Origin of the sequence: Bacillus sp. AL-1R, assembly GCF_052180195.1 — a bacterium.
Taxonomy (GTDB): Bacteria; Bacillota; Bacilli; order Bacillales; family Bacillaceae_G; genus Gottfriedia.
Window position 1 is genome coordinate 883,326 of record NZ_CP197469.1, and the last position, 20,414, is coordinate 903,739.

At 32.6% G+C, this 20,414-nt stretch carries 21 protein-coding genes and 1 pseudogene; 16 read left to right on the forward strand and 6 right to left on the reverse strand.

Annotation, left to right across the window (positions count from 1 at the left end; translation table 11 throughout):
• Positions 1-381: 381 nt before the first annotated feature.
• A complete protein-coding gene (locus tag ACSBO6_RS04050) occupies positions 382-4,515 on the forward strand; it encodes a S8 family serine peptidase (RefSeq protein ID WP_098843903.1) in 4,134 nt (1,377 codons plus the stop codon).
• A 197-nt stretch (positions 4,516-4,712) separates the two neighbouring features.
• Here the strand turns inward: ACSBO6_RS04050 and ACSBO6_RS04055 are convergent, their stop codons facing one another.
• Positions 4,713-5,027 (reverse strand): winged helix-turn-helix transcriptional regulator, encoded by a 315-nt coding sequence (locus ACSBO6_RS04055; RefSeq protein ID WP_098843904.1) that lies wholly within the window; start codon positions 5,025-5,027, stop codon positions 4,713-4,715.
• A gap of 178 nt (positions 5,028-5,205) precedes the next feature.
• On the opposite strand from ACSBO6_RS04055, the gene ACSBO6_RS04060 reads away from it, so the two are divergent.
• The 4 genes from ACSBO6_RS04060 (at position 5,206) to ACSBO6_RS04075 (ending at position 8,803) form a co-directional block, all read left to right on the forward strand.
• Entirely contained in the window at positions 5,206-6,300 is a 1,095-nt protein-coding gene (locus tag ACSBO6_RS04060) for an FAD-dependent monooxygenase (RefSeq protein WP_098843905.1), read from the forward strand.
• Positions 6,301-6,369: 69 nt separating this feature from the next.
• A complete protein-coding gene (locus ACSBO6_RS04065; protein ID WP_098843906.1) occupies positions 6,370-7,131 on the forward strand; it encodes a GTP cyclohydrolase II in 762 nt (253 codons plus the stop codon).
• Positions 7,124-8,221 carry a bifunctional diaminohydroxyphosphoribosylaminopyrimidine deaminase/5-amino-6-(5-phosphoribosylamino)uracil reductase RibD gene (gene ribD / locus ACSBO6_RS04070; RefSeq protein ID WP_098843907.1) on the forward strand — a complete coding sequence of 366 codons (1,098 nt, stop codon included), beginning with the start codon at positions 7,124-7,126 and terminating at the stop codon, positions 8,219-8,221. The genes ACSBO6_RS04065 and ribD overlap by 8 nt, the downstream gene beginning before the upstream one ends.
• Positions 8,222-8,236: 15 nt before the next feature.
• Positions 8,237-8,803, forward strand: a complete 567-nt coding sequence (locus tag ACSBO6_RS04075) for a 5' nucleotidase, NT5C type (protein WP_098843908.1) — start codon at positions 8,237-8,239, stop codon at positions 8,801-8,803.
• A gap of 222 nt (positions 8,804-9,025) precedes the next feature.
• On the opposite strand, the gene ACSBO6_RS04080 is transcribed toward ACSBO6_RS04075, so the two are convergent.
• Entirely contained in the window at positions 9,026-10,306 is a 1,281-nt protein-coding gene (locus ACSBO6_RS04080; RefSeq protein ID WP_098843909.1) for a C40 family peptidase, read from the reverse strand.
• Positions 10,307-10,730: 424 nt separating this feature from the next.
• On the opposite strand from ACSBO6_RS04080, the gene ACSBO6_RS04085 reads away from it, so the two are divergent.
• The 4 genes from ACSBO6_RS04085 to ACSBO6_RS04100 all read left to right on the forward strand — a co-directional run bounded on the left by ACSBO6_RS04085 (position 10,731) and on the right by ACSBO6_RS04100 (position 12,776).
• The gene (locus tag ACSBO6_RS04085) at positions 10,731-11,024 is read left to right on the forward strand and encodes a hypothetical protein (RefSeq protein ID WP_498844209.1); all 294 of its coding nucleotides are present in this window, start codon (positions 10,731-10,733) and stop codon (positions 11,022-11,024) included.
• A 182-nt stretch (positions 11,025-11,206) separates the two neighbouring features.
• Positions 11,207-11,509, forward strand: coding sequence for a hypothetical protein (locus ACSBO6_RS04090; RefSeq protein ID WP_098843911.1), 303 nt, complete (start codon positions 11,207-11,209; stop codon positions 11,507-11,509).
• Positions 11,510-11,708: 199 nt separating this feature from the next.
• Positions 11,709-12,209, forward strand: coding sequence for a GNAT family N-acetyltransferase (locus tag ACSBO6_RS04095; protein ID WP_098843912.1), 501 nt, complete (start codon positions 11,709-11,711; stop codon positions 12,207-12,209).
• 21 nt (positions 12,210-12,230) lie between these two features.
• On the forward strand, positions 12,231-12,776 hold the full coding sequence (locus ACSBO6_RS04100; RefSeq protein ID WP_098843913.1) for a 2'-5' RNA ligase family protein: 546 nt from the start codon (positions 12,231-12,233) through the stop codon (positions 12,774-12,776).
• A gap of 46 nt (positions 12,777-12,822) precedes the next feature.
• Here ACSBO6_RS04100 and ACSBO6_RS04105 read toward each other — a convergent pair whose 3' ends face one another.
• Positions 12,823-13,065, reverse strand: coding sequence for a DUF2584 family protein (locus ACSBO6_RS04105; RefSeq protein ID WP_098843914.1), 243 nt, complete (start codon positions 13,063-13,065; stop codon positions 12,823-12,825).
• Between the two features lie 300 nt (positions 13,066-13,365).
• Here ACSBO6_RS04105 and ACSBO6_RS04110 point away from each other — a divergent pair, with 300 nt between their 5' ends.
• The 4 genes from ACSBO6_RS04110 (at position 13,366) to ACSBO6_RS04125 (ending at position 15,151) form a co-directional block, all read left to right on the forward strand.
• A complete protein-coding gene (locus tag ACSBO6_RS04110; protein WP_098843915.1) occupies positions 13,366-13,560 on the forward strand; it encodes a hypothetical protein in 195 nt (64 codons plus the stop codon).
• Positions 13,561-13,895: 335 nt separating this feature from the next.
• The gene (locus ACSBO6_RS04115; RefSeq protein WP_098843916.1) at positions 13,896-14,291 is read left to right on the forward strand and encodes a hypothetical protein; all 396 of its coding nucleotides are present in this window, start codon (positions 13,896-13,898) and stop codon (positions 14,289-14,291) included.
• Between the two features lie 42 nt (positions 14,292-14,333).
• On the forward strand, positions 14,334-14,801 hold the full coding sequence (locus ACSBO6_RS04120; RefSeq protein WP_098843917.1) for a flavodoxin: 468 nt from the start codon (positions 14,334-14,336) through the stop codon (positions 14,799-14,801).
• Positions 14,798-15,151, forward strand: coding sequence for a hypothetical protein (locus tag ACSBO6_RS04125; protein WP_098843918.1), 354 nt, complete (start codon positions 14,798-14,800; stop codon positions 15,149-15,151). Before ACSBO6_RS04120 ends, ACSBO6_RS04125 begins: the two co-directional genes overlap by 4 nt.
• Positions 15,152-15,219: 68 nt before the next feature.
• Here ACSBO6_RS04125 and ACSBO6_RS04130 read toward each other — a convergent pair whose 3' ends face one another.
• Together ACSBO6_RS04130 and ACSBO6_RS04135 are read right to left on the reverse strand one after the other, a co-directional pair.
• Complete coding sequence (locus tag ACSBO6_RS04130; RefSeq protein WP_098843919.1) at positions 15,220-15,654, reverse strand: SRPBCC domain-containing protein; 435 nt, start codon at positions 15,652-15,654, stop codon at positions 15,220-15,222.
• Between the two features lie 165 nt (positions 15,655-15,819).
• A pseudogene (locus ACSBO6_RS04135) lies at positions 15,820-17,373 on the reverse strand (catalase); the annotation flags it as partial.
• A gap of 208 nt (positions 17,374-17,581) precedes the next feature.
• Here ACSBO6_RS04135 and ACSBO6_RS04140 point away from each other — a divergent pair.
• Complete coding sequence (locus ACSBO6_RS04140) at positions 17,582-18,109, forward strand: SH3 domain-containing protein (protein WP_098843920.1); 528 nt, start codon at positions 17,582-17,584, stop codon at positions 18,107-18,109.
• A gap of 112 nt (positions 18,110-18,221) precedes the next feature.
• Here the strand turns inward: ACSBO6_RS04140 and ACSBO6_RS04145 are convergent, their stop codons facing one another.
• A complete protein-coding gene (locus tag ACSBO6_RS04145) occupies positions 18,222-18,743 on the reverse strand; it encodes a cupin domain-containing protein (RefSeq protein ID WP_498844210.1) in 522 nt (173 codons plus the stop codon).
• Between the two features lie 182 nt (positions 18,744-18,925).
• Here ACSBO6_RS04145 and ACSBO6_RS04150 point away from each other — a divergent pair, with 182 nt between their 5' ends.
• Together ACSBO6_RS04150 and ACSBO6_RS04155 are read left to right on the forward strand one after the other, a co-directional pair.
• Positions 18,926-19,378, forward strand: a complete 453-nt coding sequence (locus tag ACSBO6_RS04150) for a hypothetical protein (protein ID WP_098843922.1) — start codon at positions 18,926-18,928, stop codon at positions 19,376-19,378.
• A 177-nt stretch (positions 19,379-19,555) separates the two neighbouring features.
• Positions 19,556-20,275, forward strand: a complete 720-nt coding sequence (locus ACSBO6_RS04155; RefSeq protein ID WP_098843923.1) for a YebC/PmpR family DNA-binding transcriptional regulator — start codon at positions 19,556-19,558, stop codon at positions 20,273-20,275.
• Positions 20,276-20,414: the final 139 nt, after the last annotated feature.

Genomic DNA, 20,414 nt, shown 5'->3' on the forward strand with positions numbered 1-20,414 from the left:
CAAAATGACATAGTAGTATTTAATATAGATCGGCAGCATTCGATGGATCGTTGAATTGGTTGTGGTTTTAACAAATAGTTTTTTTGTTTTTGAGAGATGTAATTCATAAAATATAAGAAAAACTTATAAAGTTATTAGAAGTTTATAAACTTTACGCTCGAATATTGTCGAAATAGATCGTTTTAGTGGGTAAACATTGGATTAATCTACTACATATAACCCGATTGAGTATTTTTGGAATATTTATAATAATTAGATTAAGGAAGTGGAAATGAAGAGCGATGAATGAACGAATTTAAAGACTTATAGTATTTTAGATTCAAAATTCCTCTACTATTCTAACATCATTTTCTGTGTATCTTACTACAATGGGGGAAGAGTATGTTAAAGAGAACGAGTAAAAGTAAAATTGCAAAAAGTCTTACTGTAGCTGCTTTATCAACAAGTTTTATTTTAGGTTCTTTGGGCCACGTATCAAATGTAACAAAGGCAGAGAATGCTTCAACTGCGGAATCCATTTTAGCTAAATTAACTCCACAGCAAAGAGAGGCGTTACAAAAGATTTCAACAACTGATCAATCAGGACTTTTTCTTGAATCAAAAGTGAATCTAAACAGTGCAGAAACTGTTTCAGTAATCGTTTCTTTCAAACAGAAGCCTAAGAAGATTGCTATAATAGAAGCGGCATTAAAAGGACAAGCTTTATCGGGTGAAAAAGCAGCAAGTAATGCAAATGCAGATCATGTAAAGTTTAAATCAGATTTAGGTTCATTATTTAAATCGAAATCTGATGGTGTTTATAAAATCAAACGCGAATATAAACATGCATTTAACGGGGTAGCGTTAGAAGTCCCTGCAAATAAACTAAATGATTTAATGAAATCAACAGCTGTACAAGCGATTTATAGCGATGTAACAGTGAAATCGGAGCTTCCAGTTGAAGGGAAAGATTCCTCTACAAGTTCAACAGGTAAAGGAATGGCAGATGAGCGTTCTTACTTACAAATTGATAAATTACATCAAGAAGGCTATACAGGAAAAGGAGTAAAGGTAGCTGTACTTGATACAGGTGTTGATTATAATCATCCTGATCTTAAAGGAGCGTTTAAAGGGGGTTATGATTTTGTAAGTAATGATAATGACCCGATGGAAACAACACTTGATGATTGGGTAAAAGCTGGTAAACCTGGAGGCACTTCAGGTGCAGCAAATTATATAACAGAACATGGAACACATGTATCCGGAACAATTGTAGGGCAAGGAAAAAATGAAAGTGAAGATGCAACAACCGGTATTGCTCCCGATGCTGATTTATATGTGTACCGTGTATTAGGACCAGGTGGAAGTGGAACAACGGATAATATCATCGCAGGTATTGATCAAGCAGTTGCAGATGGAATGGACGTTATGAATCTATCATTAGGAGCTAACTATAATAATCCTTTAATTCCGGAAAGTATTGCGATTAATAATGCAGTATTAAATGGAGTAACTGCAGTAGTTGCAGCTGGTAATGCTGGAAATAAGATGTATACACTAGGATCACCTGGAACAGCAGCTTTAGCATTAACAGTAGGAGCTAGCAGTGTTCCAATTACGACACTTGGAGGAAAAGGTGCGATTGATAATGTAACTGCTTCTTTACTTTTAATGGCCAAAGGCGCTGGGGATGACATTTCAAAATTAAAAGGTGTAACGAATTCGGTTGTAGATGTAAATCTTGGAGAAGCATACTCGGGTAAAGATGTTAAAGGTAAAATTGTTCTAATGAGTCGCGGAACTTATACATTAGATTCTAAAATTGCGGTTGCTAAATCACAGGGCGCTGCAGCAGTTCTTATGTATAATGACAACCCATCTGAAGGACAAATTCCAACATTCTTAGGCGATGGTGTAAACTTCATTCCAACGTTCTCTTTATCTAACGCAGATGGACTTGCGTTAAAACAAAAGTTACAATCAGGAGCTGTTAACTTTACGTTTACTGACATAGATGAAGCGAAAACTCAAGGCGATACATTAGCAGATTTTAGTTCAAGAGGACCAGCAAGATTAACTTATGATATTAAACCGGAAATTACAGCTCCTGGTGTAAGTGTATTATCAACAGTACCAGGATTTATCAACAGTCCGAATAATCCAACTGATTATAAAAACGCATATCAACGTATGTCGGGTACATCAATGGCTACTCCATTTACAAGCGGTGTTGCAGCATTATTAAAACAAGCTAATCATAATTTGCAACCAGCAGATATTAAAGCGATTTTAATGAATACTGCAGATTCTTTAAGCAAACCATATAGCGTGTTTGAACAAGGTGCAGGAAGAATTGACCCATATAATGCAATCCACTCAACAATTGAAATTAAAGTACAAGAAAAAACACCAATGATTGTTAACGGAAGAGAAAAACAAATCAATGAAGAAACAGGGGCACTTAGCTTCGGTAATGTATCATTTAATGGAACTGATTATTCAGACGACCGTTCAGTTACTTTAATGAACAGAGGCGAAAAGACGAAAACTTTTGATGTGAAAGTTAATTTCCAATCAAACCTACGTGGTTCTAAGGATGCAGCAGCAAATGGAGTAACTGTTCAAACCTCTTCATTTGTTACAATAAAAGGAATTAGTCAAAAGAAGACGGCTATTACATTAAATATTCCAAAGACAGCTGAAAAAGGAATTTATGAGGGATATGTGGTTTATACAAACAGAGATAATCCTTCTGAAACATATCGAATTCCTTTTGGCGTACATTATGTAGAAAAAGGATTCCAAAGTATGAGTCTTACACGCCAGTCGTACTCAACTGACCGTAATAATTTAAATAACGGATTATTTTATCCATACTTGCTAGCTAATTTCTCACTAAAATCACATATGAAATCAATCGATGTCGTATTGACTGATGCAGTGACAGGTCAAGATTTAGGCGTAATGAATTCATACGATGGTGTCGCTTATGATGAAGGTACAGAGTACCAAATCGCAGCTACTGTAGGGGCGTATTATCCTTTTACAAATGACCCAACAAACCCGGTGAGCAAAAAGCCTCTATTACCAAAAGAAGGTTTATACAAAATTAAATTAATTGGATATGATGATGATGGTAAATCATATACAATCGCCCAAGATTTTTTAGTAGATAATACAATGCCAAATAAGTTTGATATTCAAGTTGACGGTGAGAAAGAAGGTAATCCATTTATAGAGTATAAGGCAGATCAAACGTCGGTACCATTTACTGCACAAATTAATGATAAATCAGTTGACCTAATGAAAGCAGCAGGTATGAAAGCTGATCAGTCTCAAAACATTATCGCTTATTACTATAATAGCCCATGGATAACTGGAACAATGAATTTAGATGAAAATGGCTTTGTAATAGATGAAATTGCAATGGATCCAAGCTCACAATTCCTATCATTTAGATTCCTTGGAGGTGACCAAGCAACGAATGCATTTGGTGATAAGCAATACATTTTCACAAAAGAAGGAACTCCATATGTTTACGGTCAACCACAAGCAAAAACAAGATCAAATCGATTGATTACAAAACCAGGTGAGACAAATACAATTACGTTAACTGCTAATAATGTCGCTAAATTGAAACAAGTAGGCTATAGTTTTACAACGAATACAGCTGATACAAACATCTTAAGTATTGCATTAAATCAAGCGGCTAAAAAACTTGGCGGACAATTAAATGTATTAACAACAAATCCTACTAGTACAACAGTTAAATCAGACGTAAATGTAATATTTGATGGGACATCTGATGTATCTGGTGATATTCCAATGGTTGATGTCACATTTAAAATTCCTGAATTAAAAGATATTGTAAATTCTAGCTTTTACAATGTGACAACTACACTTACAGATGTAGATCATACTGTCACAAAACCTTATACTTATATCGTTCCAATCGCAATTCTACCAAATATTTCAGCTGTAACGAGCTTTATCCATCCAGAAGTTTTCCAAAGAGCTGATGGTACACTTCTTCCAGTAGATTTTACTAAAATTGGAGCAAACGTAACGATCGTAGACAGTAAAGGAAAGTCATACACTGGAACAATGAATACAAGAGGGCAGTTCTACATTACTGGATTACCAGTTACTAGCGATGAATTCACAGTAATTACCGATATTCCAGGGCACTTTACTACATCTGGTAAGTTTGACAATGTGTTCAATACAATGGACGGTCTCATGTATGGTATTAAAAAAACAATTGGTACAGAAGCAGTTGATGTTGCGACTGCAGGTGATGTCAATAAAGACAATGTAATCGATATTAATGATGCAATTGCAATTGAAACATATTGGGGTACAAACAAACGCTCAGCAGATATTAATTTTGACGGGACAGTTGATGAGAAGGACTTTGCGTATGTAGAAAAGAACTTCTTAATGCAAAATACTGCTGTAAACAATGCACCAAAACCAGTTAAGAAATATAAAGGTAAAGGTTTAGCAGATATTAAGAGTGACTTAGGGATTCAATAAACTAGATGTAAATTAAGATCTTTATAGATTAGATGATAAAGGTTGTTTCATTAGTCTTAGTACTTTTGAGGCAGCCTTTTTTATCGTAATAAAAAGGGATGTCTCATAGTTAGAAATCTAATCAATGAGACATCCGCTTTATATTTATTTGAATGACAAAAAATAATTAAAAGGCGAAGCAAAAAACAAAAACATTCTTAATCGATTGTTGTCCAATCTTGCGACCATTTCATTAATTCCTTAATAACTGGTTCTAAAGCCAGTCCTTTTTCTGTCAAAGAATATTCGATTCGAACTGGTGTTTCTGGGTAAACTTCTCGTTTTACAATACCTGCTTGCTCTAAATCTTTTAGTCTTTCTGAGAGGACTCGTCCGCTAATTGGCAAAGTTGATTCGATTGTACAAAATCGTTGTGAACCAGAAAGAAGTTGAAAAATTATCAAAATTGCCCAGCGTTTACTAATTAATTCTACGCTTTTTTCAAACCGAGGGCATAATAAAGAAAAATCCATTTAAAACCACCTCACCTCTATCCATATTATAACTAAATTTGTATTAATAACAAGATTACTATACATAATTTTATTACTTGACGTAAGTTTGTTACTAAATTAAACTTACTTACATAAAGTAACTAAATAATTTTTTTAGTAAAATAAGATATGTCTTTTAAATAGGTGGCAAAACAACATGAATATGAATACAGATGTATGTATTGTAGGTGCGGGACCAGGTGGTGCACTATTAGCTTATTTGCTTGCAAAAAATAATATTTCGACTGTTCTTGTAGAACGGCATAGTGGAATTGATAAAGAATTCAGGGGAGAGCATCTAAATTCTGAAGGTGAACAACTATTAAAAAAGCATCATCTTTATGCAAAAGTTAAAGAATACGGACTACTACTAATGGATCGTGTTGAATATTGGAATAATAATAAACTAATAAAAAGTATTTTTCCATCACAAGATTCTAAACACGTAGGTATTCATGTTCCACAAAACCATTTATTAAATGTTATTTTAAAAGAAGCAAATAAATATAAAAACTTTGAACTTTTATTAGGCACACGTGTGACCAAACTAATAGAAGATCAAAATGGTCGCTACATTGGTGTTAAAGCAATTAGGAATGGAACTGAAATAACAATTAATAGTTCGGTTATAATTGGTGCTGATGGACGATTTTCAACGATCCGTAAATTAGCAAATATACAAACAGAAATCATAAAACATGGATACGATTTACTTTGGGCTAAAGTACCAAGACCTGCTAATTGGGATCCAACAGTTAGATTAACATTGATTAATAAGCAACAATTGGCTTTGTTTACTCAAGCAGGAGGGTTTATTCAAATTGGATGGAACATAGAAGAAGGTTCTTTTCCGAACTTAAGAAGTAAATCTTTCAATCCTTTTGTAAATCAATTAATCGAAGCATTTCCAGAACTGACAGAAACCGTTCAAGAAAGTATAAAATCTTGGAACGATTTTGTATTATTAAATGTTCAAAGCAGTCGCAGCAAAACATGGGTAAAAGACGGCTTAATAATAATGGGTGACGCAGCGCACACAATGAGTCCTACTGCTGCGCTTGGTGTAAATATTGCAATGAAGGATGCAGATATTTTAGCAGAAATCATACAAGAAGCTATTCAAAACAATGATACTAGTACAATAGTGTTAAAGAAATTTGAATATGCTAGACGAGGAGAAGTTGAAAGCTTACAAAAGCAGCAACTAGAACAGGAAAGTAATTTCAAACACCACTTTGATGTAACGATTTAAAAATGGACAAGTAAAAATGAAGCATATTATAACTATAGGAAATCTTGTAAGAAAACAGGAGGAAGCCTCATGATCAACGAAAAAGTAGTTTCTTTATTAAAAGAGAAAATTAATGTAATAAAAAATAATGATAAATCAATTTATTTAGTTGGACCAATTAAACTTCCAGTTAATTTAGACGGAGAAACTGTCATTTTTCAATGGTATTGTTGGCTACGCTGTGAAGATATCGAAGGGGATTTTTGCAACGATGGTTCATATAACACTGAAAAAATTATTAGTAAACTAGCTTCATCAAATTTAGCAGAAATGCAACAATCAAGCGTATTAGTTTACGGTGATTTTGAGAATTCAGAGGATGCTCTGATTCGAATGCATAGTATTTGTCATACAGGTGATATTTTTGGAAGTAAACGTTGTGATTGTGGATTCCAATTAAAAGAAGCAATGAAAATGATTTCATCGAATGAATCAGGTGCATTATTTTATTTAGCAAATCATGAAGGAAGAGGAATCGGCTTATTTAGTAAAGCGATGGCTTATGTTTTACAAGAGCAAGGATTTGATACAGTTGAAGCAAATGAAGAACTTGGTTTTGTAGATGATGCACGAAACTATGAAGATGCGATTCGAGTATTAAAAACACTTCGTTCAAAACCAGTTACTTTAATTACTAACAACCCAAGAAAATTAAATGCTCTTCAAAATTCTGGAGCTAATGTATCAGGCAGAATTCAATTATGGGGAGACAAATCGAAGTATAACGAAAAGTATTTAGAGACTAAAATCGTTCGTTCTGGTCATTTTAAAGGAGGACGTACAAATGAGTAATCATGAATTTTATATGAATTTAGCCATTCAAAACGCAATGGCTACGAAAGGTCAAACCGATCCCAATCCATTAGTAGGTTCGGTAATCGTAAATGATAATCGGATTGTTGGAATCGGTGCCCATCTAAAAGCCGGTGAACCTCATGCTGAAATTAATGCGCTAAGAATGGCAGGTGATAAAGCTGAAGGTGGAACAATCTATGTAACGCTTGAGCCATGTTCTCATCATGGACGAACTGGTCCTTGTGCAGAGGCGATTGTACGTGCAGGTTTGAAAAAAGCTGTTGTTGCTACACTTGACCCAAATCCACTAGTTGCAGGAAGAGGAATAAAAATCCTTCAAGACGCAGGAATTGAAGTCATCATCGGAGTTTGCGAAGAGCAATCGATCAAAATGAATGAAGTATTTAACAAATATATTGTTAAAAATATTCCTTTTGTCGTAATGAAATCAGCGTCTACATTAGATGGGAAGATTGCTACCCATACTTCTGATAGTAAATGGATCACTTCAGCTGAAGCCCGAAATGATGTTCATCAATTAAGAAATGAAATTGGTGCGATATTAGTTGGTGTTAACACTGTATTAAAAGATAATCCAGAATTAACAACTAGAATTCCAAATGGACGTAATCCAGTAAGAGTAATTCTAGATTCAACTTTAAAAATTCCTTTAGTTTCAAAAGTTGTTACTGATCAACAAGCAGAAACATGGATCTTCACAAGTCAAAAACACACTGAACAAAAGAGAAACGAATTAGAAAACTTAGGTGTAAAAGTATTTGTTACAAACGATTTAAATCGAGTTGATTTAAACGAAATGCTAAAAATTCTAGGTGAACAGTCAATCTCCTCTTTATTAGTAGAAGGTGGTGGAGAAGTGAATGCTTCCTTTATGAATCAAAAATTAGTGGATAAAGTGATTGTCTATTTAGCTCCTAAACTAATAGGTGGGAAAAATGCACCTACATTTTTAGAAGGTACTGGGCTAGATAAAATGGGACAAGCGATTGAACTTGAAGAGATTGAATTAACGAAAATTGGTCCCGATTATAAATTCATAGGCTATCCAAACTATACTACTTCATGAGGAAGGACTCTTAGAATGAAATTCGGATTCGATATTGACGATACTTTGATTGATTTAAGACAACATGCTTTTCACATTTATAATAAGAAATTAAATAAAAACATCCCAATCGAAGCTTACAATGAATTAAAAACTGTTGAAATACATGAACCATTTGGCCTAACGGCAGAAGAAGGAAGCAAAATGTGGAAAAGTAATCTAGAAGAGACATACTTTACTACATGTCCCCCATTTCCATATGCAGTTGAAACATTACAAGAATTAGAAAAGCAAGGACACGAAATTTATTATGTGACAGCAAGAAATAAAGAATATGGTGAACGAACAAAAGAATGGTTAGTAAAAAATGGATTTCCAGTTCATCATGAACGATTTTTTTGCGGAATGAAAGATTCCGAAAAAATTCATATCATAAAAGAATTAGCCTTAGATTACTATTTCGATGATAAACCAGAAATAGTAAACACACTCTCAGAATTAACTTTAAAAGCGTATGTAAAAGACACCTCATATAATCGAGGATTGGATATCCCACGTATTACTTGCTGGTCTGAATTAAAAGAAATCATTGAGAGCAATTAGTAAAAAAACACCTTTAATGGGTGTTTTTTTGTATGCTGTTGAAATGTAAACTTGTAACGGTTTCATGAGCTCAAGAACACGTTCTGAGTAGGTAAACATCAAAATTTTGAAAAAGGGGAGTTACTCATGAACCCACTATGAGGAAGTAAAACTATGTATTAGATCGACAAACTGAAAAAACACCCATGATAGGTGTTTTTTCTAGTAAGATGTTTGTAAAACTTAATTAAATCTTTTAAATCCTAAAAAATGTTCGTTCCAATATGGATTGTTTATTTTAGAAATAGTTACTCCTGAACTACTACTTGCATGGATAAACTCATTATCATTAATTACTATACCCATGTGGGACGGTCCGTAAGTATAAGTGTTTTTGAAAAAGATTAAATCTCCAGGTTGAAAGTCGTCTACGGTTTTTAAACTTGAATTATTATACCAATAACCAGCAACATTTGTTCTAGGAAGTGACAGGCCAGATTTTTTGAATACATAAGAAATAAAACCACTGCAGTCAAAGCCAGATGGCGTTTCTCCTCCCCAAATATAAGGTACACCTGAATACTTTTTCGATACGTTGATTAAAGTTTGAACATTGAATGATTGAGAGTTATTTGAATCAACTTTATTTGTTTCTGTCTGATTTGTATCTGTTTGATTTGAATCTACCTTGTTTGAATCGGTCTCTTTTCCGACATAAGATGCACTAATATATCCAGTTGTTCCATTATATTTTACCTTATACCATCCACTAGATAATGAAATGACATCTAGTTTTTGATTTTTGTTAACACTACCTAAAATGTGATAAGAAGTTCCAGCACCAGACCTTATGCGGACACCATTACCAGTAGAAATATAGTTTCCTGAACTAATAGTTTGATTCGTATTATTCGATTCGGTAACTTTTCCAACATAAGATGCACTAATATATCCAGTTGACCCATTAAATTTTATTTTATACCAACCATTAGAAACTGAGATGACATCTAGTCTTTGATTTTTATTAACACTACCTAAAATCTGATAAGAAGTACTGGCACCAGATCTTATGCGGACACCATTACCAGTAGAAATATAGTTTCCTGGACTAACAGATTGATCCGTATTATTCGATTCGGTAACTTTTCCAACATAAGATGCACTAATATATCCAGTTGATCCATTAAATTTTATCTTATACCAACCATTAGACAATGAAATGACATCTAGTTTTTGATTTTTATTAACACTACCTAAAATCTGATAAGAGGTACCAGCACCTGATCTTACACGGACACCATTACCAGTTGATTTGTATGTACTAATGTTATTTGAATATAGTTTACTAGATTGCAGAGTTTTTTTGGAATCAATCGGGGCTGCAGCTGCAGTAGTATTATATGGAATTTGAATTGTTAATGTTGAAGCAAGTCCAACTAATGCTAATGAGTTTAATGTTCGCTTTTTATTTCTTTCTCCTTTCATGTTTAACTGAATTAAGGTACTTGCTGATTTCGTTTTCATTACTAACCTTCCCTCTAACCAATAACTGAAATAACAAAGAAAAAGTCCCTTACCTCTTTTAATAGTAAGGGCAAATCTAAGATTACATGAACTTGGTAATTAAATTATTTAAAATGTGAAATCACATTTAGTTTAAATTCTAACATAAAAACATAGGTATCTTCACTTATTCAGTGTCAAATTTTACCGAAAAAGTAAAATTACCTCAAAATTTACTAAAAAAAAACAACAAAAAATAGGAATCTCTTATTATTCAAAAGTGCAAAACTAAATATTTTTTTAGTAAGTACAACTAAGCTTATTGTCTTTATGAAAGTTTTGCTAAGTAAACTAATAAGATAGATTATACAAGTTGTCAAGAAATACAAGTGTACAAAAGTCTATAAAAATTCAATCCTATCATTAACTGGAGGTGCTAATCAAAATGACAAAGCTAGAACTTGATATCCAAAATATACGAATTACAAAACATACGGATTATAAAGGCTATAAAATTAGATTATCGATTAATCAACAGCAGTATGTACTTTTAGTCGGTAAAACAAACTTATTATTTCCTTTGTCTCTCATTCACAATTTTAATGAAAAAAGTACATGCAAACTTTGCAATAAATTAGTTCTTCCATCAACAATTAGTCAACAAGTTTGTTCAGCATTATTAAATAGAAGAAAAGAATTATTAGCTTATTTCCAAGAACATTATTCTGAACAATTTTAATCAGGTTTAAATTGGCTTATGACAATCGTCGACCAAAGCAAAATAATAAATTATTAAAGAAATCGTGATTATTAATTACTTTTTAGGTAGTTTTTATTTTTTTATGAAAATATTTAACGATAATGAGTCATAAAAATAGCATTTCGTCATATATTTTGTTGAAAACGGAGGTGTTATATAACATGGTGATTCAAGACTTAGATATTCAAAACGTTGTTATTAGTAAGCTTGGAGGATACGACGGTTTTAAAATTAGCTTTTTTGTTAATCATCAAGGTTACATATTATTAGCTGGAAAACAAAAAACGATTTTTCCTTTGTCTATTAAACATGCATTTATTGAAAAGGAAAAGTGTCAGTTTTGCAATAAACTTGTATTTAAATCTGCGATTAGCCAGCAAATTTGTTTGAATCTCCTTCTTAAGAAAGGTGATTTATTATCGTATTTTCAACAAAATTATCCAGAACCATTTGAGCAAATCTAGTTTTTTTGAAAATCGGCTAGGAAAAACCACTAAAGGAAGTGGTTTTTTGTTTTGAATTGACTACATATAAGTATTTAACCTCCAATAATTTAAAATAGTTGATTAAGAATTGTAGTGATCAAGTAAAAAAATACTATAGAAATGCGACTATAATTATTGTACTATTCATATAATTCTATTTTTATTGGAGGATATTTTCATGTCTAATTCTTTATTGCCGACTAATACTGTTTCTTTAATATTTTATAATAATCAATACGAGGATCAATTAAAAAACTATTTTCTGGCTGATGAGCATTTAAAATTTACTGGTCTACCTATTGATAATATTGAGAAATGTGCAATAGAGGCTGATCGTCATGCGATTTTAATTTTGAGTAATAATGATGTTGCAGGATTTTTTGTTTTGCATGGTTGGGATGGAGTTAGACAATATAGTGATAATAAAAATGCAATTCTATTAAGAGCTTTTTCTGTTGATACAAATTTTCAAGGAAAAGGGATTGCAAAACAATCTTTACATTTATTGCCTTCTTTTGTAAAAGAGAACTTTCCTGAACGAGATGAAATTATTTTAGGTGTGAATCATAAAAATATTGCTGCTCAGCATGTTTATTTAACAAGTGGATTTATTGATAAAGGAAATAGGGTCATGGGGAGAAAAGGTGAACTCTTTATTATGCATATGGATCTAGTATAATTTTAGAAAGAGAGGAGACTCATGTACGGAGTTGTAGCGTTATTTGATGCAAAAACTGAACAAATCATTAAAGATATTTGGACAGAGTTAAGAGAAAAATCGATTTCTTTCTATGCTGATGAAGTAGTAGATCGTAAACCGCATATTACTTTAGCAAGTTATCATGATTTAGATAAGTTAAGTTTTATTGAACATTTAGATGATTTTTATGAAAATAAGCAAGAGATTGAAATTAGTTTCACTTCAATTGGATCCTTTTTAAATACTGGTATATTGTATTTTTCGCCAATTGTTACTAAACATTTGATTGAGTTTCATGAGAATTTTCATATTCAGTTTAGACAGTTTAATGATGATCCAAATTCTATGTATCTACCTGAAAAGTGGGTACCACATTGTACTTTAGCCAATCGATTGTTACCGGATAAACTTGTAGAGGCATATAATTATTGCTTACATCGAAATGATACGATTGTAGGAAAAATACAAGAGATTGGTATTATTGAGATGGTTAATAAAAGTAATGCACCAATTATCTATTCTAAGTCTTTAAAATCTCTAGGTTGAAAAAAAGTTCAAGTATTGTACTTGAACTTTTTGTTGTTAAATCTTTTTAATTAACCGTATCAATTGCTTTTAGTTCATAAAGCATATAAGTATTCTTATTTCTCCATTCGATTTTCTGTATTACAGCTACACCAAAAGGTTTTTCATCATTTTTTCTTGTGACATTGATTGGTGTGTCAATTGGATATAAATGGTATCCGTTTTGTTCAAGCGTGAATAGATTGTTTTCATGTCTAATGGCGTGATCATTCGTTACAATTAACCAATTAAATTCAAATGGCATACTCATATTTTGAAAACTCCTTAAATTGAATAGATAGTATATTTACTATAGAAAAGATATAGCACTTAAAAATATCTTAATATATTTTTGCGCTGAACACAAAAAGCGATTGTATAAAATTATACAAGATAAGTAATACCCAATGCTGGTATAAAGAAAGGCTTGTATCGATATTTCAATGGTCAAGCTGGCAATCCGCTATCTTTTACATCGATACAAAACGTATGGTCATTGATTCGGTGATTCGACTATATAATAAAATAAACGGTATTTTTTGTAATTGCTTTTTGGAAGGGGCTGATGTTTATGCGAAGAAACAAAAATGCGGCTCTTATTGCAATTTTATGGTTAGTCATGGTGATTTTTATTATTATAAATGCATTACGTCATATTCGAGTATATATGGTATATAGTTCAGGCCTAATGCCTTTTATTGTTTGTGGAATGATTCTCTTTGCGATTATTATCCTTTATGTAAATGGTTTGAATCAGCGGAGATAACAGTAGTAGGAACCCATTTTGTTTAGGGTTCTTTTTTTGGAAATTGCTGAACCTGGTGGGGGATTTCAACTTTTGTTCGGTTGATAAACCCAAAAAACTTTGAGTAAGTAAGCTATTTAATTTTCTAACATTAAAAAACGAGGGTGTCCCATAAAACATTGGGGACACCCTCATTTTTTCTTATAAATAGAAAAGAATGTAAAATATAATTGACACTGATAATCATTATCATATAGAATTACAATTGAAAATGATTATCAGTGTCAAAAAAGATTGATTCTCTAATTTAAAAGTTGCTCAGGATAGGTAAGAAAGAGCCATTAAGGAGGCCGTTGATGGATAAACATTTCATTATTTTAGAGCCATTTCATCAGCAAGTAACATGCTGTTGTCCAGGTCAAAAGCATCAACACGTAATTGAATTTAGTGAAGGTGATGTATGGACGATGACAAGTGAGAGGAAATACGTTGATTGTTTAGGATGGCATTATTTAATTGATAACAACGATGATTTTGAATTTTATTTGCATGTTGAAGACATAGAAAACTTATACGAAAGTGGTGTGCTTTGTTCCAACTGGGATTTAGATCTGAAATTAAACCATTTGAATTTTAAAATAAACGAAGCACTTGATGTGAATGATCGCGAGTCATTTCTTACAATTGCAAATGAATTACGTAGTTTAAAAGAATTAAAGAACAAATTCTTCACTAATAAAGACGCTGTTTAAATAATAGTCATAAATAAAACCTTTGAATGAGGAGAGAGAAGAATGGCTAAAATTTTAATCGCTTTTGCAAGTATGTCAGGTAACACAGAGGAAATAGCTGAGTTAATTAAATCTAGTATAGATACGATGGGGCATGATATAGAGATGAAAGAAATTGAACATATTAATACCCAGAAATTAGTAGAGTTTGATGGCATTATATTAGGGGCTTATACGTGGGGGGACGGAGAGCTTCCATATGAAGTAGAAGATTTTTACGATGACCTCGAAAACCTAAATTTAACTGGTAAAAAAGCTGCTGTATTTGGATCAGGTGATCATGCTTATCCTAAGTTTTGCGCTGCAGTAGATCTTTTAGAAGAGAGATTAAAAGAATGTGGTGCCCAAATAATACAGGAAGGATTAAAAGTAGAATTAGCACCGGAAACGGAAGAAGACATTGAGCGTTGTGTTACGTTTGCAATTAACTATATTAGCCAATTTGAAGATCAATTTGAGGAAACTGTATGAATACCATGTTCAGTTCTACAGCAGTAACAAGAACTGAACATGGTCGTACGATTATCGCTACCCAAAGTATTAACGAGGAAAATTGTCGTTGGAATCAATGTTATAGTACAAGAAGCAATGTTAGTTATTTAGATATTAGTACACATAATGACATTGTGTATACAACCTCCAGTCAAAACGACTCAGGCTATAGCACAGTTTCAAGGGTATATTTAGAAAATCAATTAATTGTTCCGTGCGAGTACGTTAAAGGTCATGGCTGGCGAATTTGCAATGAAAACGAAAATTATATCGTAGCTGGACAATATGAAACTAGGTTTTTTGAGAAAGATTCTAAAAGAGTATGCTAAAGAATTGAGGAAAAAAAAGGGTCCATCGGTCAATGTGGTGACAAATGGAACCCTTTTTTATTTGAAAATTATTTCACTAATCCGCCTCTTAACTTAGTTACACCAAATTCTAAATAACATTTTAAACAGCTAAGCATAAATACCCAGCCTTCTTTATTATCGATTAAATGATGAACATATTCCGGGTTGCTTTCACTAAAGCCTTCTTCCACGACTTCAATGATTGTGTTATTTTGATCTTGTTCGTTTAATGTAATCGTTACGATATTTCCTTCTGCTGTAGGACCCCAAGCAAAGACAATCTTCTTATTCTCCTCAACTTCGATAATTTTTATTTTACCTTCTGCATTGTAAAGATCGTATTTTAAAGTAATGACTTTTCCTTCTTCCCAACGTTCAGAACTAGAAGAAAACCAAAAGTTTCCTATTCTAGTTGGATCAACAAATGCTTCGAATATATCTTTTGCCGGTGTGAAAATCTTAAACTTAGTCACATTATTCATTTCATGATCATCTCACTCTCAATTTATTTAATATGTATCATCAAATTTCGTACAAATATATTTTATACTTTAATTTTTTTATTGGGAATATATATGTTGTAATTTTCAGATAATAGATCATTACGCAAAAAAAGGATAGGAATTTATCCTATCCTCATTTATAGTTCAATAGCGATCCGATTCATGCCCCATATTTTTGGCTTTCTCAGATGCGGCATCAGCTGCCTCAGTACTAGTATGTTCCGTTTGACTACGATTCGCTTTTTCTAATCCTTCGCGCACTCTGCGTCCGTATTCTTCATCAGCTTTTGTAAAATAGCCGACCATCGTTTCTTGAATATGAGGTTTACATACTTTTAGTGCATCTACTAAATTTGAAATTAATTCACTTTTTTCAGTTTCGTCGAAAGCACGGTATGTATTACCAGCTTGGAGAAAGTCGTTAGGTCGGTCAATTTTTTGGCGTACTAATTTATTATTGTATGCAGGCTCATGATCTTTTCCACTCTTTGGTGCTTCTTTTAATCCACCTAGTGATGAAGGTTCATAGTTCACATGTGGGTTTTGACCTGGCGCTGCGTCAACTTTATATTCCATTTGTCCATCACGTTGATTTGTTGCTACATGTTTTTTAGGTGAATTAACTGGTAGTTGTAAGTAATTTGTCCCAACTCGATATCGTTGTGTATCTGAGTAAGAAAAAGTACGGCCTTGAAGTAATTTATCATCTGAAAAATCAAGTCCATCAACTAATACACCTGTTCCAAATGCAATTTGTTCAACTTCCGCAAAATAGTTTTCTGGATTTTTGTTTAATACCATTTTTCCTACTGGTAAAAAAGGAAACTTTTCTGGATCCCATAGCTTTGTAGGATCAAGTGGATCAAAATCAAGCTCCGGATGTTCATCATCACTCATGATTTGTACACATAATTCCCACTCCGGATAATCGCCTTTCTCAATAGCTTCGTATAAATCTTGAGTAGCATGATTATAATTTGTTGATTGAATTTCATTAGCTTCACGTTGTGTTAAATTTTTGATTCCTTGTTTTAGCGGTTCCCAGTGGTATTTAATTAGAACGGATTCGCCATCTTTGTTTACCCACTTATATGTATTAACACCGGACCCCTGCATTTGTCGATAGTTAGCTGGAATTCCCCATGGTGAAAAGATAAAAGTAACCATATGAGTGGATTCTGGTGTTAGATGAAGAAAGTCAAACATTCTTTCAGGATCAGGAAGGTTTGTTACTGGATCTGCTTTGAATGAGTGAACCATGTCTGGAAATTTTAAAGGATCACGAATAAAAAAGATTTTTAAATTATTACCGACTAAATCCCAATTTCCATCTTCTGTATAAAACTTTGTAGCGAAACCTCGTGGATCACGTAAAGTTTCAGGAGAATGTGCACCACCTACAACTGTGGAGAAACGCACATAAACAGGTGTTTTTTTTCCCTTCTCCTGAAATAATTTTGCTCTAGTGTATTTAGCGATTGGATGATCGCCTACTTTTCCATAGGCTTCGAAATATCCTTGTGCACCGGCCCCGCGTGCATGTACAACTCGTTCTGGAATTCGTTCACGATCAAAATGAGAGATTTTTTCAAGAAAGTCATAGTTTTCTAATGTTGTTGGTCCCCGATTACCAACGGTTCTAACATTTTGATTATCTGTTACTGGATGGCCTTGCCGATTCGTTAATATTTCTTCATTATTTGGTTGGTTATCCATAATTTTCCTCCATTCCATGCAAATACAAAATTTAGATTGTCCATAAGTTTGGAACAATATGCAAATTTTTCCAGTAGTTGTATCTAATTTAATCCAACCTGAAAAGTTTACAAATTGGATACATCTCATGACTAATTTTGAAACATTGATTTAATATTATAGAGATGTATTAGGAGAGGAGGAATTTAATATGAAGAGAAAATTATTAAAAGCATTTGTATCCACGATGGCTTTATCTGGCGCATTATTAGTTTCAAATGGTGTAATAGCTGGGCCGACACAAGTTAGTGCAGCGGTTTTAAATGCTCCGATTAGTGTATATGAGGTAACTGCAAGTGTATTAAACGTACGAAGTGCTCCAAATACGAGCTCAAAAGTAGTTGACACTTTAAGAAAGAAAGATCAAATTGAGATTGTAAAATTCTATAATGCTAGTTGGGCACAAATTAAAACAACAACTACTAAAAATGGTATAGCTTATGTAAGTACAAAATACTTACAAAAAGTACCAACTACTGTTACAACAAAAGCCAATTTAAATTTGCGTAGCGGTCCTAGTACAAAATATAAAATTCTTACAGTAATTCCTAAAGGTGCAAAAGTCAGCTTCCTTGGCTACCAAACTGAAGGGAAAACCAAAATCGATTATAATTGGGCAATCGTTTCCTACAATGGTAAAAAAGGATTTGTGAGTACTAATTATTTAAATATGAAGTAACCACAAATGGTTACAGTGAAAAAAGATTACCTTAACTTTTGAGTTAGATGTTTCATATCCCTATTCCCCAAAAAAAGAAAGTGAGCTAATAACTCACTTTCTTTCGTTAAACCTAATTAGGAAGTACCTTATAAGCTAACTTATTAATAATCTCTTTATGTGCAGGGTATTTATTATGTAATTGCTCTTGAGTAAATAATTCAAAATCTTTAAAATCAAATCCAGGTGAAACCATGCAGCCTACTAATGAAAAAGTATTTTCTTCCATAACTGATGAACCGAAAATTGAATTTTTTGGTACTAAATATTGGGGAACTTCTCCATTTTCTAAATTAAGTCCTAATTTTATTTCTTCGTACTGACCATTCTCATGTATAACATGAATCGTTAATGAACTACCTGCGTGAAAATACCATAATTCATCAGATTTTAATCTGTGAAAATGAGAAATATCATGTGATTGTAGTAAAAAATAGATACTAGTATAAAGGAATCTATGATCATCAAAGTTTACGGTTAATTCACAATCAGATATTTGCTCACTTGGTTGATAGGTAGATTTATAATATCCCCCTTCTGGATGTGCTTCTAGTCCAAGTTTAGAAATCCAATATTCTGGATTATTGTTAAACATTTTATCAATCCTTTCTATTACTACTCCAACTATAATAACTTAATTTTTGTTATTTCTATGATAAATATGTTTCAAAATATCTTATTTTAATTCAAAAAGTGCAGAATTTTCCCAATATACAATTTAATGGAAATAGATTACATTAAACTTATTAAATGAAAATATATGGAGCGAAATATTCGATGGTTAAAAAGGGGATCTTATATTTAGTAGCATTCTTTACGATTTCGATTATTATTCATGTAACAATATTGTCTAATGATGAAAAACCGGAAGTTAAATTTGAGCTAGCAGATAAAACAATTCCTTATAAAATAGCAAATTATTCTTGGGGAAAATTATTAGATAAAGATCAATCAACAAATGAAACATATAAAACTATTAAAGAAGAGGTAGCTATTCCAGCACTAGAGGGAGAGCATTTAAGAATATATTTTTCTAAACAACCCGAAAATGTAGAAATATTAGAGCATATTGGGACGAAGAAGGCATATATTTATGACCAAAATTTAGAACATTACGGAAGTTACTCTTTCCAACTAGGATCTAAAAAAGGGGAGAGAATATATGAAGTAAAAGGTATTTGGAAGGGGAATAATTATTTTACTTATTTGATAAAAGTAAAGGTTATTTAATAGAAAGGCATTACTTCAAAACTAGAAGTAATGTTTTTTATTTCCACTAATTTTTAGTAATGATTAATTTCGAAAAAAAGTGTAAATGAGGTATAATAATAAATGGTAAGTGTTTGGCGTAAGTCAAATACATAGAAAATTAATCGTAGATTTAAAGTTGAAAGAGAGTGGAACAAGATGGGTCGTAAATGGAATAATATTAAAGAGAAGAAAGCTTCAAAAGATGCAAATACTAGTCGTATTTATGCAAAGTTTGGACGTGAAATATATGTAGCAGCGAAGCAAGGTGAGCCGGATCCAGAATCAAACCAAGCTTTAAAAGTTGTACTTGAACGCGCGAAAACTTATAGTGTACCAAAGCATATCGTTGATCGTGCGATTGAAAAAGCAAAAGGTGGATCTGAAGAAAACTTTGATGAACTACGTTACGAAGGTTTTGGACCAAATGGATCAATGGTAATTGTTGACGCGCTTACTAATAATGTAAACCGTACAGCAGCAGAGGTTCGTGCTGCATTTAACAAAAACGGTGGTAATCTTGGGGTAACAGGTTCTGTTTCATATATGTTCGATGCAACGGCTGTAATTGGACTTGAAGGTAAAACTTCAGATGAAGTTCTTGAAATCTTAATGGAAGCGGATGTTGATGTTCGCGATATTTTAGAAGAAGATGACGCTGTTATTGTTTATGCTGATCAAGACCAATTCTATGCAATACAAGAAGCGTTTAAAAACGTAGGGATTACAGAGTTTACAGTAGCTGAATTAACTATGTTAGCGCAAAATGACATAACTCTTCCAGAAGATGGACTTGCAAAGTTTGAAAAAATGTTAGATGTTCTTGAAGATATAGAAGATGTTCAACGTGTTTATCACAATGTAGATTTAGGTGAATAAAATCTTAGAAAATAACAACGCGTTCATATAGATGAGTTAATTTTCATCTGTATGAACGCGTTTTTTTTATTAGTGTAAGCATTTGGTTAGGATTGCTCATAGAAATTTTATGATCCATAAATTGGTAGACAGGAAAATA